This is a genomic window from Nguyenibacter sp. L1 (assembly GCF_035199985.1).
GTDB lineage: Bacteria > Pseudomonadota > Alphaproteobacteria > Acetobacterales > Acetobacteraceae > Gluconacetobacter > Gluconacetobacter vanlangensis.
On sequence record NZ_CP127015.1, the window covers coordinates 947,580 to 964,634 of the forward strand.

Annotated in this window: 13 protein-coding genes; 8 read left to right on the top strand and 5 right to left on the bottom strand. The window is 58.7% G+C overall.

Annotated elements, in window-relative coordinates; translation table 11 throughout:
• Positions 1–283 precede the first annotated feature (283 nt).
• From QN315_RS04200 to QN315_RS04210, 3 genes are all read left to right on the top strand, one after another.
• Entirely contained in the window at positions 284–1,624 is a 1,341-nt protein-coding gene (locus QN315_RS04200; protein WP_323991635.1) for an outer membrane protein transport protein, read from the top strand.
• 88 nt (positions 1,625–1,712) lie between these two features.
• The gene (locus QN315_RS04205; protein WP_323991636.1) at positions 1,713–3,374 is read left to right on the top strand and encodes a long-chain fatty acid--CoA ligase; all 1,662 of its coding nucleotides are present in this window, start codon (positions 1,713–1,715) and stop codon (positions 3,372–3,374) included.
• Positions 3,375–3,968: 594 nt separating this feature from the next.
• Positions 3,969–4,544, top strand: coding sequence for a MarR family winged helix-turn-helix transcriptional regulator (locus QN315_RS04210; RefSeq protein WP_176639454.1), 576 nt, complete (start codon positions 3,969–3,971; stop codon positions 4,542–4,544).
• A gap of 54 nt (positions 4,545–4,598) precedes the next feature.
• On the opposite strand, the gene QN315_RS04215 is transcribed toward QN315_RS04210, so the two are convergent.
• From QN315_RS04215 to QN315_RS04230, 4 genes are all read right to left on the bottom strand, one after another.
• A complete protein-coding gene (locus tag QN315_RS04215; protein ID WP_323993265.1) occupies positions 4,599–5,954 on the bottom strand; it encodes an amidase in 1,356 nt (451 codons plus the stop codon).
• 272 nt (positions 5,955–6,226) lie between these two features.
• Positions 6,227–6,949: an alpha/beta fold hydrolase gene (locus QN315_RS04220; RefSeq protein ID WP_323991637.1), complete on the bottom strand. Its 723-nt coding sequence runs from the start codon at positions 6,947–6,949 to the stop codon at positions 6,227–6,229.
• Between the two features lie 67 nt (positions 6,950–7,016).
• Entirely contained in the window at positions 7,017–8,837 is a 1,821-nt protein-coding gene (locus tag QN315_RS04225) for a tannase/feruloyl esterase family alpha/beta hydrolase (RefSeq protein WP_323991638.1), read from the bottom strand.
• Between the two features lie 26 nt (positions 8,838–8,863).
• Complete coding sequence (locus tag QN315_RS04230) at positions 8,864–11,284, bottom strand: TonB-dependent receptor domain-containing protein (protein WP_323991639.1); 2,421 nt, start codon at positions 11,282–11,284, stop codon at positions 8,864–8,866.
• 441 nt (positions 11,285–11,725) lie between these two features.
• Here QN315_RS04230 and QN315_RS19560 point away from each other — a divergent pair, with 441 nt between their 5' ends.
• From QN315_RS19560 to QN315_RS04255, 5 genes are all read left to right on the top strand, one after another.
• Positions 11,726–12,214, top strand: a complete 489-nt coding sequence (locus QN315_RS19560) for a flavin reductase family protein (protein WP_176639356.1) — start codon at positions 11,726–11,728, stop codon at positions 12,212–12,214.
• Positions 12,215–12,287: 73 nt separating this feature from the next.
• Positions 12,288–13,724, top strand: coding sequence for a 4-hydroxyphenylacetate 3-hydroxylase N-terminal domain-containing protein (locus QN315_RS04235; RefSeq protein ID WP_323991640.1), 1,437 nt, complete (start codon positions 12,288–12,290; stop codon positions 13,722–13,724).
• A gap of 30 nt (positions 13,725–13,754) precedes the next feature.
• Positions 13,755–14,135, top strand: coding sequence for a cupin domain-containing protein (locus QN315_RS04240; RefSeq protein ID WP_176639358.1), 381 nt, complete (start codon positions 13,755–13,757; stop codon positions 14,133–14,135).
• 17 nt (positions 14,136–14,152) lie between these two features.
• Positions 14,153–14,833 carry a DUF2848 domain-containing protein gene (locus QN315_RS04245; protein WP_323991641.1) on the top strand — a complete coding sequence of 227 codons (681 nt, stop codon included), beginning with the start codon at positions 14,153–14,155 and terminating at the stop codon, positions 14,831–14,833.
• Between the two features lie 316 nt (positions 14,834–15,149).
• On the top strand, positions 15,150–16,058 hold the full coding sequence (locus QN315_RS04255; protein WP_323991642.1) for a glycosyltransferase family 2 protein: 909 nt from the start codon (positions 15,150–15,152) through the stop codon (positions 16,056–16,058).
• A gap of 5 nt (positions 16,059–16,063) precedes the next feature.
• Here QN315_RS04255 and QN315_RS04260 read toward each other — a convergent pair whose 3' ends face one another.
• Complete coding sequence (locus QN315_RS04260) at positions 16,064–17,047, bottom strand: hypothetical protein (RefSeq protein ID WP_323991643.1); 984 nt, start codon at positions 17,045–17,047, stop codon at positions 16,064–16,066.
• Positions 17,048–17,055: the final 8 nt, after the last annotated feature.

Here is a 17,055-nt window from a genome sequence, read left to right on the forward strand (position 1 = left end):
CGACGCGATTTTGCGCAATATTTTGACGCTTACGTCATGTGGAACGCCATCACCCGCGAACAATGCGCGGCCTGCTTCCTTGTCTCGTAACTTTTTCTTGTGTCCTGAAAAAGCTTCCATACAATAATTCTTGATCTCCATGCCCCCGTGGGGTCCTCCCTTGTGATGCACTGCCACCCGCGCCAACTGATGTGACGTAATCGTCACTTGGTAAGGCCAGGGTGCCCCCCGCCTGCCGATGCGCTTCCGGGACGCGTCGCGGGTGGGAAAGGAAAAAACAAACATGACGATGAAACCGCCGAAAGCCGGCACATTTCTGCTCGCCCCCGCCTTGACTGCCCTGCGTCCCGTCATTCTGTCGCCCATCGCCTTGTCCATGCTGGCGCCCGGGGCGCATGCGGCGGGGCTGGCGCTGCGGGACGGCGATGCGACATCGACCGCCAATGCCTATGTCGGCGGCGTCAGCCGCGCCGGCGACGCCGCGACGGTCAGCCTGAATCCGGCCGGCCTGTCGCTGCTGCCGTCCAGCGAATTCTATGGCAATGTCTTCTATATCGACCCCACCGCGCGTTTTTCGGGCCGGAACCGGGGGGCGGATGGCCGGCCGACCCCGGGTTCGACCGGCGGCGGCAATATCGACCCCAGCGGCAGCGGCGGATCGTTCGGCGCATGGAAGGTCACGGACCGGCTGGCGATCGGGCTCGGCGTGACCGTGCCCTATGGGGTGCGGATGAATTATCCCACCGACTGGGTGGGCCGTTACCAGAGCCTGGTGACGCATGTCAGCGACTATGACCTGACGCTGGCCGCGTCCTATCGCCTGACGCCGAAATTGTCGATCGGGCTGGGCCCGCGCATGGATTTCCTGACCGGGCGCTTTACCAGGGCCCTGAACCTGGTGTCGGTGCCGATCCCGGGCAACAGCGTGGCCGATATCAGCGGCAACGGCTTCGCCTTCGGCTATGTCGCGGGCATGCTCTATATGCCGGATTCCCGCACGCGGATCGGCGTTGCCTATCATTCGCGCATGGGAATTGCGCTGTCGGGCCGCACGCAACTGGCCGCGGCGCCCGTCCTGGCGCAGATCCCTTTCGTGCGCGCGGCATTCGCCGAAGCGGGCGGGCATGTTTCCGGCCAGATCACCCTGCCCGACAGCGTCGATTTCGGCGTGACCCGCGCCCTGACCGACCGGCTGTCGGTCAGCCTGCAGGGGGAATGGACGCATTGGTCGCTGCTGTCCGAACTGAATTTCACCACCGACCATCCGGGCGGGGCATCGACGTCCTTTGCCGTCAACTGGCGCGACACCTGGTTCGGCGGCATTGCCGGAACCTATCGCCTGACCCCGGCCGTGACCCTGCGCGGCGGCTTCAGCTACGACCAGTCCGCCAGCGCCGACGCGGCGACGCGGATCACGCAGGCGCCGGACAGCGACCGCTATACCCTGTCGGGCGGCGTGGAGTACACGCCGCTGCCGCGCCTGTCGCTGGAACTGTCCTATGCCCATCTGTTCACGCCGGCGGCGCCGATCGACGCAACGTCGGCCCCTGAAGCCGGCACGCTGACCGGAACCTATCACGACAGCGCCAATGTCGTCGCCCTGGGCAGCCATCTGAGGTTCTGAGACACGCCTTTAAAGACAAATACAGGAGGTTTTCCAAAAGTACGAAGATCCGCTGCGCTTCGACTTCTGTTCTGGAAAGGTCTCGGCCATGCAGAACGATCCCGTCCCCGCCGAACAGGACATGACGGTGTGGGACATCCTGGAGCGGTCCGCCCGGCGCGCCCCGGACGCGCCGGCGATCGATTTCCTGGGTGCGCGCCTGACCTATCGCGCAGTGTGGCGGCAGGCGGAGCGCGCGGCGGCGGGATTGCTGGACCAGGGCGTGCGCAAGGGCGACCGGGTGGCGCTGTGCCTGCCCAACACGCCTTATTCCGTCATCATGTTTTTCGCGATCCTGCGGATCGGCGCCATCGTGGTCAATGTCAATCCGCTTTATGCAGATGACGAGATGCGCCGGATCTTCGCCAATTCGGGCGCACGGATGGTGGTCACCGCCGATGTCAGGTTGATCTTCGACCATGTGCGGCACGGCGCCGGGGATACGGGGGTGGAGAAGATCGTCATCTGCCCGATCGACCAGGCGCTGCCGAAGCTGAAGGCCGCGTTGTACCGCGTCGCGAAGCGGCACGACATCGTGCCGCGCTGTGCCGGGCCGCGCCATGTCTATTACGGGACGCTGATCGAATCCCGCACGGTATTACCCCGGGTGCCGATCGATCCGGCGCGGGACGTCGCGGTGCTGCAATATACCGGGGGCACCACCGGCCTGCCCAAGGGGGCGATGCTGTCGCACCGCAACATCGTGGCCAACGCGATCCAGATCGACCATCATCTGGGCGGGCAACTGCCCGCGCCGCAGCGTTTCCTGGGCGTGCTGCCGCTGTTTCACGTCTTTGCGCTGCAGGCGGTCATGATGCTGCCGATCCTGCGGGGCGAGGCGATCTATCTGCAGCCGCGCTTCGATGCCGGGGTGGTGCTGAAATGCCTGCGCCGCGCGCGGATTACCGCCCTGCCCGCGGTGCCGAGCATCCTGACCGCGCTGTTGAAGGAAAACACCGTCCGGCGCGAGGATTTCGCCAGCCTGCGCCTGGTCTGCTCGGGCGGGGCGCCGCTGCCGCCGGCGCTGCGCGCGCGGTTCGAGCATTTTACCGGCAGTTCCGTGATCGAGGGGTACGGGCTGAGCGAGACGTCGCCCGTGCTGACCCTGACGCCGATCGGCGCGCCGCGCGACGGTTCGTGCGGCACGGTCCTGGAGGGCACCACGTTGCAGATCCGCGACCCGGAGGACAGCAGCAGAGTCCTGCCGCAAGGCATGGCGGGCGAGGTCTGCGTGCGCGGACCGCAGGTCATGCTGGGCTATTGGCCCAGCGAGGAGACGGCCGATCCGCTGACTGGCGACGGGTTTTTGCGCACCGGCGACGTCGGATACCTGGATCGGGACGGGTACCTGTTCCTGGTCGACCGGCTGAAGGACATGATCATCTGCGGCGGCTACAAGATCTATCCACGCACGGTCGAGGACGTGCTGTATCTGCATCCGGCGGTGTCGGAGGTCATCGTGATCGGCGTTCCGGACGCCTATTGGGGACAGGTGCCGGTGGCCTATGTGGCGCTGAAGCCGGGGGCGCAGGTCGATGAAGGGGCATTGTTTGCGCATCTGGAACGCCATCTGTCGAAGATCGAGCGCCCGCGGGAGATCCTGTTCCGCCCCACCCTGCCCAGGACGATGATCGGCAAATTGTCGAAGAAGGACCTGATCCGCCAGGAAGGGCTGGAGGCGGGCCTGTCGGCGCCGCGCGGCCCGGCCTGAGAGCCCGTCCGACATCATCTCGAATCAGTGGACTCCGAGTTCAAAAACAAGATGAGTACCGGCGCCCCACCCCAATTTCCGGACCAGTTCATCCGACAGAACGATCGAGCCGTCTTCCGCGACCATCACAACCCAGCGTCTTTTCTCTTTCATGCTCTGTCCTGCGTCATGCCCGCTGCCCGATGCATGGCGAACAAAGAAAGAACGGTGATCCGGACCGTCCGGCCATCGGCATCATGACGACTGGCCCGATCATCCGCCGCAGCTTCACCACGGTTTCGGTGTTATCCTCTTCCGACGCTCCCTTGCCATCCGTCTTCCCTGCGAATCGGCCTGCGCCTGAGGCTCCTGCTCCAACCGTTCTGTGTACAGCATGATCTTAGCTGCGGCTCCGGCGGTTGTCACACTCGTTCTTATTGCCCTCACCATGACCGGTGATCTCTTTGACCGCACAGGGTGGCAGACTTGGTTGGCCTGCGCCATAATAGCTATATGTGATTTCCATCGCCACAACATGAGGTCCTGTCATGCGCCAGTTCTGAATACGCAACCCGGATGATTTCTTGTGTCAATATTAAGTATTAATTTGGAAAAATGAGCAAAAAACGAAATAACTCTCTAGCCTCTGTCAACGACATCATTGAAATGAAGGGCGATCACCCTGCATCTCCGCTTACCGTGTCTCGTCCCGAACTCATGGTGAATGGTTCGGATCGCATTTTTCGTGAGATGTTACATCGTTTTCTGGCATTTTCGGCCCTTATTCAGTCGAACAGAGATCAACTGGGGCGTCATATCGGCCTCAGCGGCACGCAATACACGGCTTTGATCTCGATCGCCCATATGGAAAGCGACGCGATAGGGATAGCCCAATTGGCTGAACATCTGAACCTCAGCGGTGCCTTCGTGACGATCGCCGTCAACAAGCTCGCAGCCGCTGGACTGGTCAAAAAGCTGCCAAACAAAAACGACCGGCGACGCGTGATCCTTTCAGTGACCCCAAAGGCCAGGGATCTACTCGCGCAGCTTGCCGAGGTACAGGTCCCGGTCAATGATACGATATTCCGAAGCCTCTCCCGCGATCAGATGATGGAACTTACACGAGTAATGGCCCAGTTGATCTCTGGAGCACAGGCTTCGTTAATGCTCATGGATTTTTTGAACGAGTGAGCCGTCGCGGTCGATCGATCAAGGCGCGAACGAAGCATTCCCGCCCACTTCAAGTCAGATAACGAGCTCATGCTCGATCCCGGCCGCGATATGCAACAACGCCTGGTCGTCTCCATGGCGCCCCATGAGCGTCAGCCCTACGGGTGCTTCTCCCGGAGTGTGGCATGGAATGCTGACGGCACACCGGTCGAGGAAATTTACGACCGTCGGATTGCGCAGCAGCAGCATATTGATCGCCGCGTAGTGACCATCGTCAGTCAATTCGTCCTGACGGGGAGCCACAATCGGAACTGTCGGCATAATGACAGCATCATAGCAGTCCAGGCAATCCGCAGCACGCCGCATAATACGCTGCCGGCTCTCATGAAGAGCTATGTAATCGATGGCGCTCTGTTCCTGCCCACGCAGTATGCGACGCAGGACGAAGGGATCATAGTCGGCACGCCGTGTTTGCAGGAGTGGTGCATGCCAGGCCAACGATTCGGGAGCCGGGAATCCCCCCTTGCTATTGGCCACTGGAATATCATTCAACGCTGGGCAGCTTACGTCGATGAGAGATGCTCCGCGAACCGCAAGACGGCTCAGACAAGCCTCCCATGTACGCCCGACCGTCTCGTCCATATCATTCAAGACATAGTTAGTCAGCACGCCCAGTCTCAGCTGCACTCCTCCCATACCTGCCGGCGCATCCCGCAGGCTTGCGCCGCCCCCGGCCATCAGGCTGTCGGCCGCCCAACAACAGGCCACGCTGCGAGCAATGCTTCCAATCGAATCGAGCGTTGATGAGAGCGGGACCGTCCCGGCCCGAGGGACACGCGATGCCGTGGGCTTAAAACCGACCAGGCCCGTCAGCGCCGCCGGAATACGGCAGGATCCTCCCGTATCGCTGCCAATACCAACCAACGCCATTCCATCAGTAACCGATATGGCAGCTCCGGACGAAGACCCACCCGGCACCCGGCTCTCCGTACGCCGCCACGGATTGGCCGGGGTCCCGTAATGCGGGTTGATACCGACGCCGGAGAACGCAAATTCCGTCATCGTCGTCCGGCCAACGGAGATCATGCCGGCCGAGTTCAGCCGCGCGATCGCGGGCGCGTCGCCGATGGCAGGGGCGCTGTCCTCCAGCACGCGCGAACCTGCGCGCGTGACGACACCGGCCTCGTCGAACAGATCCTTGACGGACATCGGTAAGCCGGCGAATGCGGACGGAGCCCGCCCATCCTTCCGCAGGGCATCCATGTGATCGGCCCGCAGGCGCGCCGCATGCGCATGCACCGCCATGAACGTCCGCGCGCCTTCACCATCGGGGTGGGCAATTCGGGCCAGCGCGTCCTCGACCAAGTCGCGGCTGGTTGTACGCCCTTCCGCGAGGTCGCGCGCCGCAGACAGAAGGGTATGCCGGGGTATTTGCGTCACGACGCGATGATCCTCTCTCTACAGATCTTCAATTCCCGCCTATAATCGGTCCTACGTAACATTTATTGCGTCACCGGCCATCGCTTGCGTGCGGGAAAACCGCAAGCAATATGTTCTGATCCTGTCTTACAAATGTAGAAACTCTTATGCATGCGAGCGGCACGAGGCGATAAGATCCACTATCCCCAACGACGACCCACCGACTGAAGATTCAATTGCGCAACACGAAGGCCGCCTCGAAGCCCCCCCCCGGCGTAACGCGATCAGTCGCGCCCCGCCTCGATAAATGCGCGTGCGGTCCGCTTGGGATGCGTGAGGAGAACCCCATGACTGCCACGGATGCCTGTCAAGCGGAAGACTCCCAACCTGTTTGAGAGACGCGGGTGACGTCCCCATTCCCCTTGAGAAAGGTCATTGTCTTCTGATGGTGCCAGAAAACTGAATTTTTGAGGCACATTTTCCCAACCGGTCATATCCGCCCTATCGGTAAACGTAAGCCACGGCTGGGGTCTAAGTGCGGTGTAGATTTCCCTTGCATGCTCGATGGTTCCATCACCAAAGAAGCCGTCGCGCCATACAGAAAATGGCAGAACGATCGAACCGTCGCCCCTCTCCGACGCGTTCAGTTCAAGAGCATTCCGCAGATATGGTGGAATTTCGTCCACAAGCGCTTGACCATGCTTCGGAACGAATGCCGCGAAATAGACGAGCCTGCGAAGACGCTCAGGCATTTCAATTGCAATACGCGAAATGAGATAGCCTCCCCAGCTATGGCCGACAAGCACATAATCCTTGAGGTCCGTCTCTTGGATATACCTGATAATCGGAGCAGCGGCACCGCGTAAATCGACATCCGGCCTGTCTCCAACGCCCAAGCCGCCTGCTGTCGGCGTATGCACTTCGTGGCCAGCAGCTTCAAGGGCATCGCGGACCGGCTTCCATAACTCTCCATAATGCCAAGCACCATGAACAAGAACGAATCTCATCAGACTCACTCCATCTGCGTTTGCTTAGGTCAATGCCCTGATGCCGCCCTAGCGATAAAAGAGCGCCTTATGGGCGCACCGAGCAGGTAAAAGTCGGTTTCGTACCATGAGCCGCAAGATGCGCGGGGTAAGGGCACCAAAAGCGGTCCCCTTCCTCCCCATCAAGGGTCGAGACATCAATGGCATCTGGCGCGACTCCAGCCTCGGTCCATTTCTCCAGGATCGGAAGAATTGCATAATTGATGCCAAATCCATCATTCGCATTCCCGCCAGGCACAGGAGGATGGAGACCGGAGGCGCCACTGCGTCCATGTCCCAATCCGGGCGCCAGAAAAAAACGATACCAGCTCTTTATATTGTCGAAACCTCCGAAGGCATCCGATACGCGTTCATAATAATTGACCGACCCCCCGACGGGAATCTGATTGTCGGCAAGACCATGCCAATGAATAATCTTGCCGCCTGCTTTATGGAACTCTCTCAGATCGACGCTATCTGTGCCGTTCATCGAACCGAATTGCTGCAACGAGCGGATAAAAACACTGACGAAAGACCTATCTCCCGTGTAATCCAATTGCTTCCAGCCGTCACGGGCAAGAGTTGAGCCGTTCTTCAGCGACTTGTCCGCGAGTGCCGGATCGTCGGCGGCGATCGCCAACCAATGCGCGCCGATAGTGAATGGCGTCATACCCGCCGGTCCGACTCCATAGGTCAACGGCGAGTTGAACAAGATCGCACCACGATTATATCCATACCAGAGGTGACCGAGGCGCAGCGACGGCTCGAATCCATTCGCAGAACCGGGAGAGATGGGCTTTCCGTCGATCGTCGGTCCATACCAGATCTTGTTGACGGCCACCGCCTCTTTCTGAGTCAGGCAGGAGTCACTGTGAGCGGCCGCTTCCGGGCAAAGAAGCTTTGTATCGCTCGTGGGATCATAGTGGCACGACGCCAAATCGCTGATGAAGCCGTCATGCTTTCCCGCAACAAGAGTATCGCATGCTGCAATCGCACGTCGCGTCACCAGATCGAGTTTTCCCGGCGATATCGGATGACCGAGATCGCGCTGCATTACGACCTGGGGCCACATGATGGACGGCACGAAACTCGGCCAGTTTATTGCCGGATAGGCGCTGATGATACCATTGTAATCACGAGGATATCGTTGCGCCAGCATGAGACCCTCGCGACCACCGGTCGAGCCTCCGCTCCAATAGGAGAATTTCGGCTCGCGTCCATAGAAGCTGCGCGAGATGTCGCGGGCGGTCAGGACCATCATATGGAGGTTTCGATACGCCCAATCCTCGAGAAGCGGCCAGTTCAGCTTGCCATTGGGGCGAAACGCAAAACTTCCATCAGCCCCGCCGCCAACCGAATGGCCGTCGTCCGAATCGACAGTCAAGAAGCCGTCTTCCCCGGCACGGAGCGCCGAAATGCCGAGCGCACTCAGCTCGCCTGTATCCTGCACGCTGGGAATGCCGGCATAACCGCCTTCGCCAACGCCCAAATATCGCGCGTTCCAATTATCGGGCGCCGGGACCCATACTTCCAGCCCTATGCCCCTGGAGGTAGACGGTTGATTCGGCCCATTATCCGCCCCAGGACCGACCATGACCTTCAGCAGGCACATGGGGCGGTTCACAGAGACGTCGAAACTGGCAGTCGCAGACGCATTTTCCTGAGCCGGCCGGATCTTGATGGGCGCGTTCCGGTTACCAAAATACGCCTTGGTCACGGTGTACGCATTGCCGTTCGCACTGTGGTTCCCCACAAAGGATAAACACATGCCCGCGAATGAGGGCGTTGCCGCACCTGCCGTCGAGCCCGCCACGAGGGAGACACCAGCCAATCCCAGGAAGATGACAGCGTTCGATAGAAACCTGACCATACTTACCATCCGATATATTTCAGAGATCAAAAGGATGACGATATTGTACCCGTAATATTGAATCGCGGATATAAATAATAGGTCGCGCCACCGGACGATGCAATCGCGTTTCCATAGACTCCAAGTGTCTCGCGAGCGTTATTGACGACGCTTGCGACGCCCGTGCGGAGAAACGCACCGGTGAGATTATTCGCATTCAGCTTGAACACGGGATTTTTGAAGAATCCGACCCCCTTGAAACGCACACCAATTCCAAGTGAATTTGTGAAGTAATCAGGCATTTTTTCATCGTTCATGAACGACGCCCACTGAGAACTTGTGTAGTGAAGGCCAAAATCACCGAAGAACATCCCACGATCGTAGTTAATTCCGAAATTCGCCGTGTAGTGAGGAGCCTGAACCGCCTCTTTTCCGTTCGTGCGCAGATAATCCGTTCGACCGTTTTCCGCGGTCGTCTGAAGATTAGTGTCCTCTGTCGCGTGTAAATATTCGAAAGACACATACGGAGTGAAACCATATGTCCGTCGCCCGGACAACATTACGTCCACGCCGCGAGAGGTTTGATTGCCTGCGTTGAGGGTCTCCGCAACTGCAGTGCCATTCAGACTGACGTTGGTGGAAAGAAGGCGGTTAGTGATCGCATAATTAAATAACTCTACACTTGCGTACAGGTATTTACCGCTATGCCTGAATCCAAGCTCTTCGGAAATGACGTATTCCGGCTTCAGATTCGATTGCGAACCGACATAATGGCCCGTCGAGGCATCATAATACGTCGCAAGGCTCCCGGGATCCGGTAAACGGAAGTTTCCGGATCCGTTAATGTAGATCTGGTTTTCGCTGTCCAGCTTATACGACATCAAAAGTTGCGGAAGCGGCGATGTCACGCTCTGGGTAGTCATTGTCCCGTTCGACACTTGCGCGTTGCTCAGAATCTCGTGGACGACCTTCACGCCTCCTTCGATATCCAGCCGATCATTCAATCCTGTCCATTTTCCCTGGACGAAGCCGGCATTGATGATGCTGGAGGCATGGTTGACGTCGAACGTGTAACGATATGCCCCGCTTCCATCCCGAACGTAAAGCAGACGCCCGACATTGTCAGGCTTTGCGACGTCTCCATCGGTATTCAGAGCGGATTCCACCCAGTGTACGTTGTCGTGATACTGCTCATACCAGTATCCGGCGTTGATGTTCAGTTTCTTTCCGAGATGCCAGGTCGTCTCCGCCACGACACCCCCTTTGGGACCACTATTGTTCCAAGTGGCTGCGCCAGGAATCGCCGAGGCCAGCAAGGATCCGCTCTCGCCGACGCTCAAGGGTACCACCTTCCCGCCGACTGCCGCCGTGGGTCCGATGAGCGCGCCGCCCCCCGGATTCCAGTGGCCGCTCTGATACGCAAGATAGGGTTTTATATCAATATCCAGAAACGACGCCATCTTAAGATGGGTCGGCATATCCGCCTGAAGCTGGTTATATCGATATTGATTTGTTGCGAAGTAAAGATTTGGATCCTGAGGATTGTATGTCGATACCAGATGATAGCTGTCGGTCAGCAGGAGGTTATTCTTGTCTTCATGAAACTGAGCGGCCGTGGGAAACCTGAGCACCGCGACCGGGCTCTGATAATTCCAGGATACCAACGGGCGTACGAATGACGACTGCCCAATGGGAGCATATGCGCCAAAATCCATATGGATACGATTTCCTGTCCCGGCTCCCTGCCAGTTACGGGCATGCGCATGCGACATGGAGTAAAAGGCTTTGATCCCCGAATTGCCGATTTCGCCAGATTCGAGGCGAATATATTCGCGACTCAGATTATTTGTTCCGTAGGAGAAGTCCGTGAATCCGCCGCGCTTCGACGACGGCATTATGGGAGATTGCTCGAGACCGCCGATGGCAGCGCTCGTGATCGGCAATGCCAAGTCGACCGGCCCCGGTGTGTATTGGACGCTCTCTGTATCCTCGGTCTCGAAATTCTGGGTGGCATGTCCTGCGCCGGAGTTCGGCGCAATCCCGTCGACCGTGATGGCCATATCGGAGTCCGTAAGGCCTCGACTGATCAATTGGCCGCCGATCATCCCGGACGAGTCCGTCGTCGATGCGTTGATGCTTGGCTGATACTTGATGAGGTCAACCGCCGTCGAGGCGCCGCTCTGTCTCGAAATATAGTCCCTGGACACGCCTTCGATATTTTTTGGGGCGCTCGTAATGAGAACGGCCCCGCCACCTTTCACGGCATGCACTGAACCAGACACCTGCAATTCTTCCGGACGAGACACCTGCCGCCCCGATAAAGGATGGCTGGCCGCCTTTGGACCCGCCGTGAATCTTTGAACAGACTTTTTCGCATGCGCCGCTGCAGCCATATCGCAGTGAAAAGCGACTAGAGCCGTTGAGGACACTAAAAAGAAACGACCGAGATATCGATAGCTCCACATCATTTCTACCCCATCCACGCATTATATTCAAAATTACCCGAAATAAGTATTTTACGCCGTCGAGCGTCGCCGAAGTGCCGAGACGTTCCAAAGAGACCGTCATAAGCCACGCGTCGCTCGCAGGTCGTAACAAGCACCATGCGTCCGCCAACGGGAGAGGCGTGCGAGGCCGGTCGTCGCTTAGTCATAGAAAGAAAGATGGTCGGCCGCATAGATCGCTCATATACCTTTCATTGAAAGCTATTACGTCGCGATTTGGATATCGGATCGTTCCGTATGTCAATCTAAATTTTATAGCGAGGGCGGCGCAATTCCTCATTAATTTTGCGTCTTGAGCGGAAGGATCCCAGCTCCACAAAGCGATTCCGGGCTCAAAAAGAAACCTTGACACAACGATATTACCTTTCTTACAAAGCTATCAGAACGTTAGAGTATGGTGCTTCCATGGATGCTAGAGAGCTTAGAAGAGCGTTCGGGCAGTTTGCGACCGGCGTTACACTTATCGTCGGCACCAGCGGTTCCGGCGAGCGAGCTGCTCTCACAGCAACATCGTTCAATACGGTGTCGCTCGACCCACCTCTTGTTATCTTTAGTGTCAAGAAAAGCACCCATCCAGGGAGGGTTTTTTCCGAGAGCGATAGCTTTCTGATCAATGTTCTTGGAGACACTCACCAATCCCTCTCGGACCTCTTCGGGCGGCCGGCGCCAATTTCCCAACGGGAAGCAATGCTTGATGCCATGACGCGCAACGGTTCAATCGGCGTAGCGGATGCTCTCGCCGTTCTTCGATGCGAACGGTTTCTTGTTCAGGATATTGGAGAGCATTTTCTATTTGTAGCTCGAGTCGTTGACGTACAAACGAGAGAGGGGTGTCAACCTCTTCTTTTTTTCTCGAGTATGTATCATGGAATAAGAAGTATAAACGAACAATAATTTGCTATTTATATTAACTTTGCATTTTTTATGCAAGCTCTCGCTCTTATGAGTCCGCGATGAAAGGATATCGATGAAAACCGGCGAGCAACATAGGGAGAGTCTGCGCGATGGCCGCGCAGTCTATATAAACGGCGGACGCGTGCCCGATGTTACGGTTCATCCGGCATTTCGACGCTCAATAGATACAGTTTGTGCGCTTTATGATATCGCATCGGACGAGCAGAACCGCGATCTAATGACGTGCAAAAACGAAGCCGGAGTGACCATCAATCGGATCTGGCAACTGCCTCATACCCATTCGGACCTTGTCAAGCGACGAGAAGCCCTTGAATTCTGGAGCATGCAGCATGCGGGCTTTTTCGGCCGCTCTCCAGATCACGTAGCGTCGTGTATTTCCGGCCTCTATATGGGGCGGGATATTTTTGAGGCGGCTGATCCGGCACGCGCCGCGGCGCTCGTGGATTATTATCGCTATGCCAGTGAAAGTGATCTCTTTCTGACATACGTGATTATTAACCCGCAGGGAGACGTCCGGAATCCGGGCGATCCGCCCTCTACACGACGAATCGCGGCATCGGTTGTGGACCAAGGGCCATCAGGCATCGTCATCGACGGTGCGAAGATGCTCGCTAGCGGGGGCGTCATGGCAAACGAGGTCTTCGTAACCTGTATCCAGCCTTTGGCGCCCGGTGAGGAGGCTTTGGCGTTTTCTGCTGTTCTTCCAATGAATACGCCCGGATTGCGCATTCTATCCCGAAAGTCCTACGAAGAGGGCGCGTCGTCCGTTTTTGACAATCCGATGGCTAGCCGCTTTGACGAAAACGATGCCATTCTGGTTTTTGAGAATGTCACTGTCCCCTGGGAGCGGGTCTTCGTCCATAATGACCGAGATCTATGCGCGAAACAGTTTTTCGCGACTCCGGCCCATGTTTACCAGAACTATCAGGCGATGATCCGGCTCAAGACGAAGTTGACCTTTCTCGTCGGGATTGCACGCAAAATCGCACAGGTTAACGGAACAGAGCGTTTTCCCTCGGTTCGAGAGACGCTGGGACAACTTGCCGCGGACGTAGGAATGCTGGATGCCATGGTGGCCGGGATGGAAGCAAAAGGCACGTCCTATGGTTCTTATTTCATTCCAGATCATCACAGCTTGTACTCTGCCCAGACAATTACCCAGAAACTTTATCCCCGGTTCATTGAGCAATTGCGCGATCTCGCCGGCGGAGGCGTCATCATGCTTCCTTCTTCATCTAAGGATATGGAAAATCCCGAGATGATGGAGTGGATTCGCAAAACGCAGGCTTCGCCGGTTCTTGATGCAGCCGATCGTGTCAAGTTCTTCAAATTGGCGTGGGACTGCATCGGATCAGAATTCGCTTCGCGCCATACGCAGTACGAAATGTTCTACGCGGGCGCAAGCTTCGTTCCCAAAAACCACTCCTTTCGAACGTTCGATTGGGATCGTTCGACCACTCTCGTCGATCAGATGCTGTCGTCTTACTGATCATTATTTCAATACACAGGGATATACATCATGGCGGTTACGAAAGAACATAAAGAATTCCATACGCTTGATATGAGCGAAGGCTGGGTTCAACCTCCGGCATACAAGGAAAACGTACAGGAGAAGATCCTTTCCGGCAGTCTTGATGAGGTCGCAAAGAAGGGTAGCCGTACGCGGCTTCTACGTTTTGCGCCCGGCGAATACACGAAGAAGCCCTTCGTTCATGATTATTGGGAGGAGGTCTATCTCCTCTCAGGCGATCTGACAGTAGGCAACGATGAGAACGGCAACGGTGGAATACCATTCCTGCCTAACACCTATGCCTGTCGGCCGCCAGGCGCTGTCCATGGACCTTTCAAATCTGAAGGCGGCTGTCTTCTGCTCGAAATTCATTATTACGATCCAGCCTGAAGGGAAAATTACGCCAGATGTTGAAATTTTCCCGAATCCGTGACAGTCGGTCCGATGTGATCTGGACTGAAATCGATCAACTTGTCGTTGCTGGCTGGGCCGGTCGTGACTCTGCGGCCATTGAGCATCACATTCAAGAACTTGAGGCGATTGGGGTTCCTCGCCCGTCATCCGTGCCAGTGTATTACAGGGTGGGCAGTACGCTACTCTGTCAAAGCGAGCATGTTGACGTTCTGGGAACCGATACGTCGGGTGAAGTTGAACCGTTGCTCGTCGCGCTGGCCGACGGGCTATGGATCGGGCTGGCGTCCGATCATACGGACCGCAAAGCTGAGACGATAGGGATCGCTCTGTCGAAGCAGCTCTGTATCAAGCCGGTAGCGCGGGAATTGTGGCACTGGGATGATGTCAAGTCACATTGGGACGAAGTCATTCTCCGCGCGTGGATCGAAGAAGATGGGCAGCAGGTCCTCTATCAGGAAGGGAATGTGTCCCTGCTGAGAACGCCCACGGACTTACTATCGGAATTGTCCAATACGACGCGCTTCATACCTGGCTCGGCAATGCTGTGCGGTACCGTGCCTGTTCATGGCGGGATCCGACCTTCGGCGTTCTTTGCGATGGAACTGGACGACCCGGTTCTCGGCCGCACAATCTCTCATTCCTACAAGGTTAATCAACTCCCAGTAGTTTCCTGACACTGATTCTTGGTGGAATTATTTGCATAAGGAGAACTTTTAACGGCGTCTTCTTTCGCTAGAATTTGGAATCATTCGTGATTCTGCGTTGGCGGCCCCGCTTCAGAGCGTTGCTGACGTGAACCGTCGAGAGCCGCGCCCGGTATGGCCGGAGCCAGCTTTGCTGTCAGAGCGACCTGACGGAGGAAGACTGGTCTCTGATCGAGCCGCTGATCCCGGCTGCACGGCGCGGCGGCAACAAGCGGACGTGCGCGTTTCCAAACGGGGCGGCGGCGCGTATAAGGGGGCGTCGAGCATCGCACCATGAGGGTAGAGCGTGAGTTCCGGGATATATTCCGTTCTCGTTACATATAATCCTGATCTTTCGCGCCTTCGCCAGGTGGTCGCGGCGCTGGTCCCGCAGGTCGGGCGGGTCGTCATCGTGGATAACGGATCGCGCGGCGCCGCCGAGATCGGTGCCCTGGCGTCGGAGCATGGTCTGCGCTTCCTGCCCTTGCCGGAGAACCGGGGCATTGCCTTTGCCCAGAATGCCGGCATCGCGCAGGCCGAGGCGGACGAGGCGCAGTTCGTGCTGCTGATGGACCAGGACACCGTGCTGCAGGACGGGGCGATCGCCAACCTGGTCGCACTCTATCGGTCGCTGGAAGCCGACGGGGTACGGGTGGGCTCGGTCGGCAATGCCTATCGCGACGGGCACGACCAGAAGCTGAACACGATCTGGCGGGCCGAAGGGCGGCGGCTGGCCCGGCGCCTGCCCGAACCGGGCCGCGAGAGCCATGCCGAGGTCGATACCCTGATCGCGTCGGGCTCGCTTATCCCCCTGTCGGTCCTGCGGGAGGTCGGCGCGATGGACGCCGCCCTGTTCATCGACCTGGTGGACCTGGAATGGTGCTTTCGTGCCACGGCGCACGGATATCGTCATTTCATGAGCCTGCGGAACATCATGGACCATACGATCGGATCGGGGCGGCTCAACCTGGGATTCCGCACGGTCACGCTGCATGCCCCGATCCGGAATTACTACCTTGTCCGGAACTCGGCCGTCCTTGCGGCGCGGGACTACATCAAGCCCGCCTGGCGGCGCTTCTTCGCGCGGCAGCTCTTCTTCTACATCCTGGTCTACGGCACCGTGGCGGACCGCAACCTGATCCGCCTGCGCCTGATGCTGCGCGGCCTGTGGGACGGGGTGCGCAAGCGGGGCGGCGCCTGTCCGATTTCCGCGTAGGCGGCTCAACGGGTCGCGATGCGCCCCAGGACCGGGTGATCGCGCCAGGCGCCGGACGCCAGATAGGTGAGCAAGGGCCTGGCCATGTCCGCCGCGTCCGGCCCGCCGCGCGGCCCGGGCCGCTGGGCGAAGGCGTGCGCGAACTGCGCCATCCCCTGGTGCAGCGGCGCCATCCCGGGACTGTCGGACGCGCCGAGCAGCGCGTCGATCACGTGCCGGTGCCGGCCGGCGTGCCGCAGCAGGCGTGACGGCACGGTGCGGCGATCCAGCATGGCCGTCATCTGCCCGCCCGGGCGCCTGGCCGAGCCCCTGTTCGGGCCGTCGGGCAGGCAGAAATAATAGCCCGAGACGTCGAGCCTCATCAGGTCCTGCGCCGCCCAGGCCAGGGCCTGCTGCAGCGCGCCGCCGGGCCGGATATCGACCAGCGCCACCCGGTCGTCCGGGCCCAGCCCGATCCCCTGGAGCGTCCGCAGCAGCGCGCGGCGGTTCCGGCGGCACGTCTTGAGGATTTCCCTTTGCCACGCGCAGAGAAACCCGACCAGCCGCCCCTGATCGGCCGCCGCCGGCGCGTCCAGCCCCAGATCCCGCATGACGGATTCCGCCGGCAGGGGGATGCCCAGGCGCCCGAGTGCGGATAAGGACGCGGATAAGGGCCCGATCCGGGGCCCGACCTGGGGCAACGCGGCGCCGCACAGGGCGAGCAGACCGGGAAGGGAACGGATGAAATTCCGCTCATCGATGCCGGCCAGCACGAGCTGCGCCGGGGGGCCGATCCAATGGAGATCCGGCGTGCCGATTTGCGTGTGGCGGCCTTTGAGGCCGGGGGCGGCGATCAGGACATGCGCGATGCCGTCCTGGATCCGCCGCCGCTCCACCCAGTTCAGGAACCCGGCCAGCGCCGGGCCGCCGATCGAGAATCCGATCTGCCGGAGGCTGTCCGCCCCCCCTGCCCCGTCCGGCGCAGGCGGGCATGTGGTTGGTCCGGTCATCATCCCGC

What these genes read in the sequence shown, in the direction of transcription:
- QN315_RS19560 (WP_176639356.1), top strand. Translation starts at nt 11,726, where the DNA reads ATGGATGCTAGAGAGCTTAGAAGAGCGTTCGGGCAGTTTGCGACCGGC.
- QN315_RS04240 (WP_176639358.1), top strand. Translation starts at nt 13,755, where the DNA reads ATGGCGGTTACGAAAGAACATAAAGAATTCCATACGCTTGATATGAGC.
- QN315_RS04230 (WP_323991639.1), bottom strand. Translation starts at nt 11,284, where the DNA reads ATGATGTGGAGCTATCGATATCTCGGTCGTTTCTTTTTAGTGTCCTCA.
- QN315_RS04260 (WP_323991643.1), bottom strand. Translation starts at nt 17,047, where the DNA reads ATGACCGGACCAACCACATGCCCGCCTGCGCCGGACGGGGCAGGGGGG.
- QN315_RS04200 (WP_323991635.1), top strand. Translation starts at nt 284, where the DNA reads ATGACGATGAAACCGCCGAAAGCCGGCACATTTCTGCTCGCCCCCGCC.
- QN315_RS04245 (WP_323991641.1), top strand. Translation starts at nt 14,153, where the DNA reads ATGTTGAAATTTTCCCGAATCCGTGACAGTCGGTCCGATGTGATCTGG.
- QN315_RS04220 (WP_323991637.1), bottom strand. Translation starts at nt 6,949, where the DNA reads ATGAGATTCGTTCTTGTTCATGGTGCTTGGCATTATGGAGAGTTATGG.
- QN315_RS04210 (WP_176639454.1), top strand. Translation starts at nt 3,969, where the DNA reads ATGAGCAAAAAACGAAATAACTCTCTAGCCTCTGTCAACGACATCATT.
- QN315_RS04235 (WP_323991640.1), top strand. Translation starts at nt 12,288, where the DNA reads ATGAAAACCGGCGAGCAACATAGGGAGAGTCTGCGCGATGGCCGCGCA.
- QN315_RS04225 (WP_323991638.1), bottom strand. Translation starts at nt 8,837, where the DNA reads ATGGTCAGGTTTCTATCGAACGCTGTCATCTTCCTGGGATTGGCTGGT.
- QN315_RS04205 (WP_323991636.1), top strand. Translation starts at nt 1,713, where the DNA reads ATGCAGAACGATCCCGTCCCCGCCGAACAGGACATGACGGTGTGGGAC.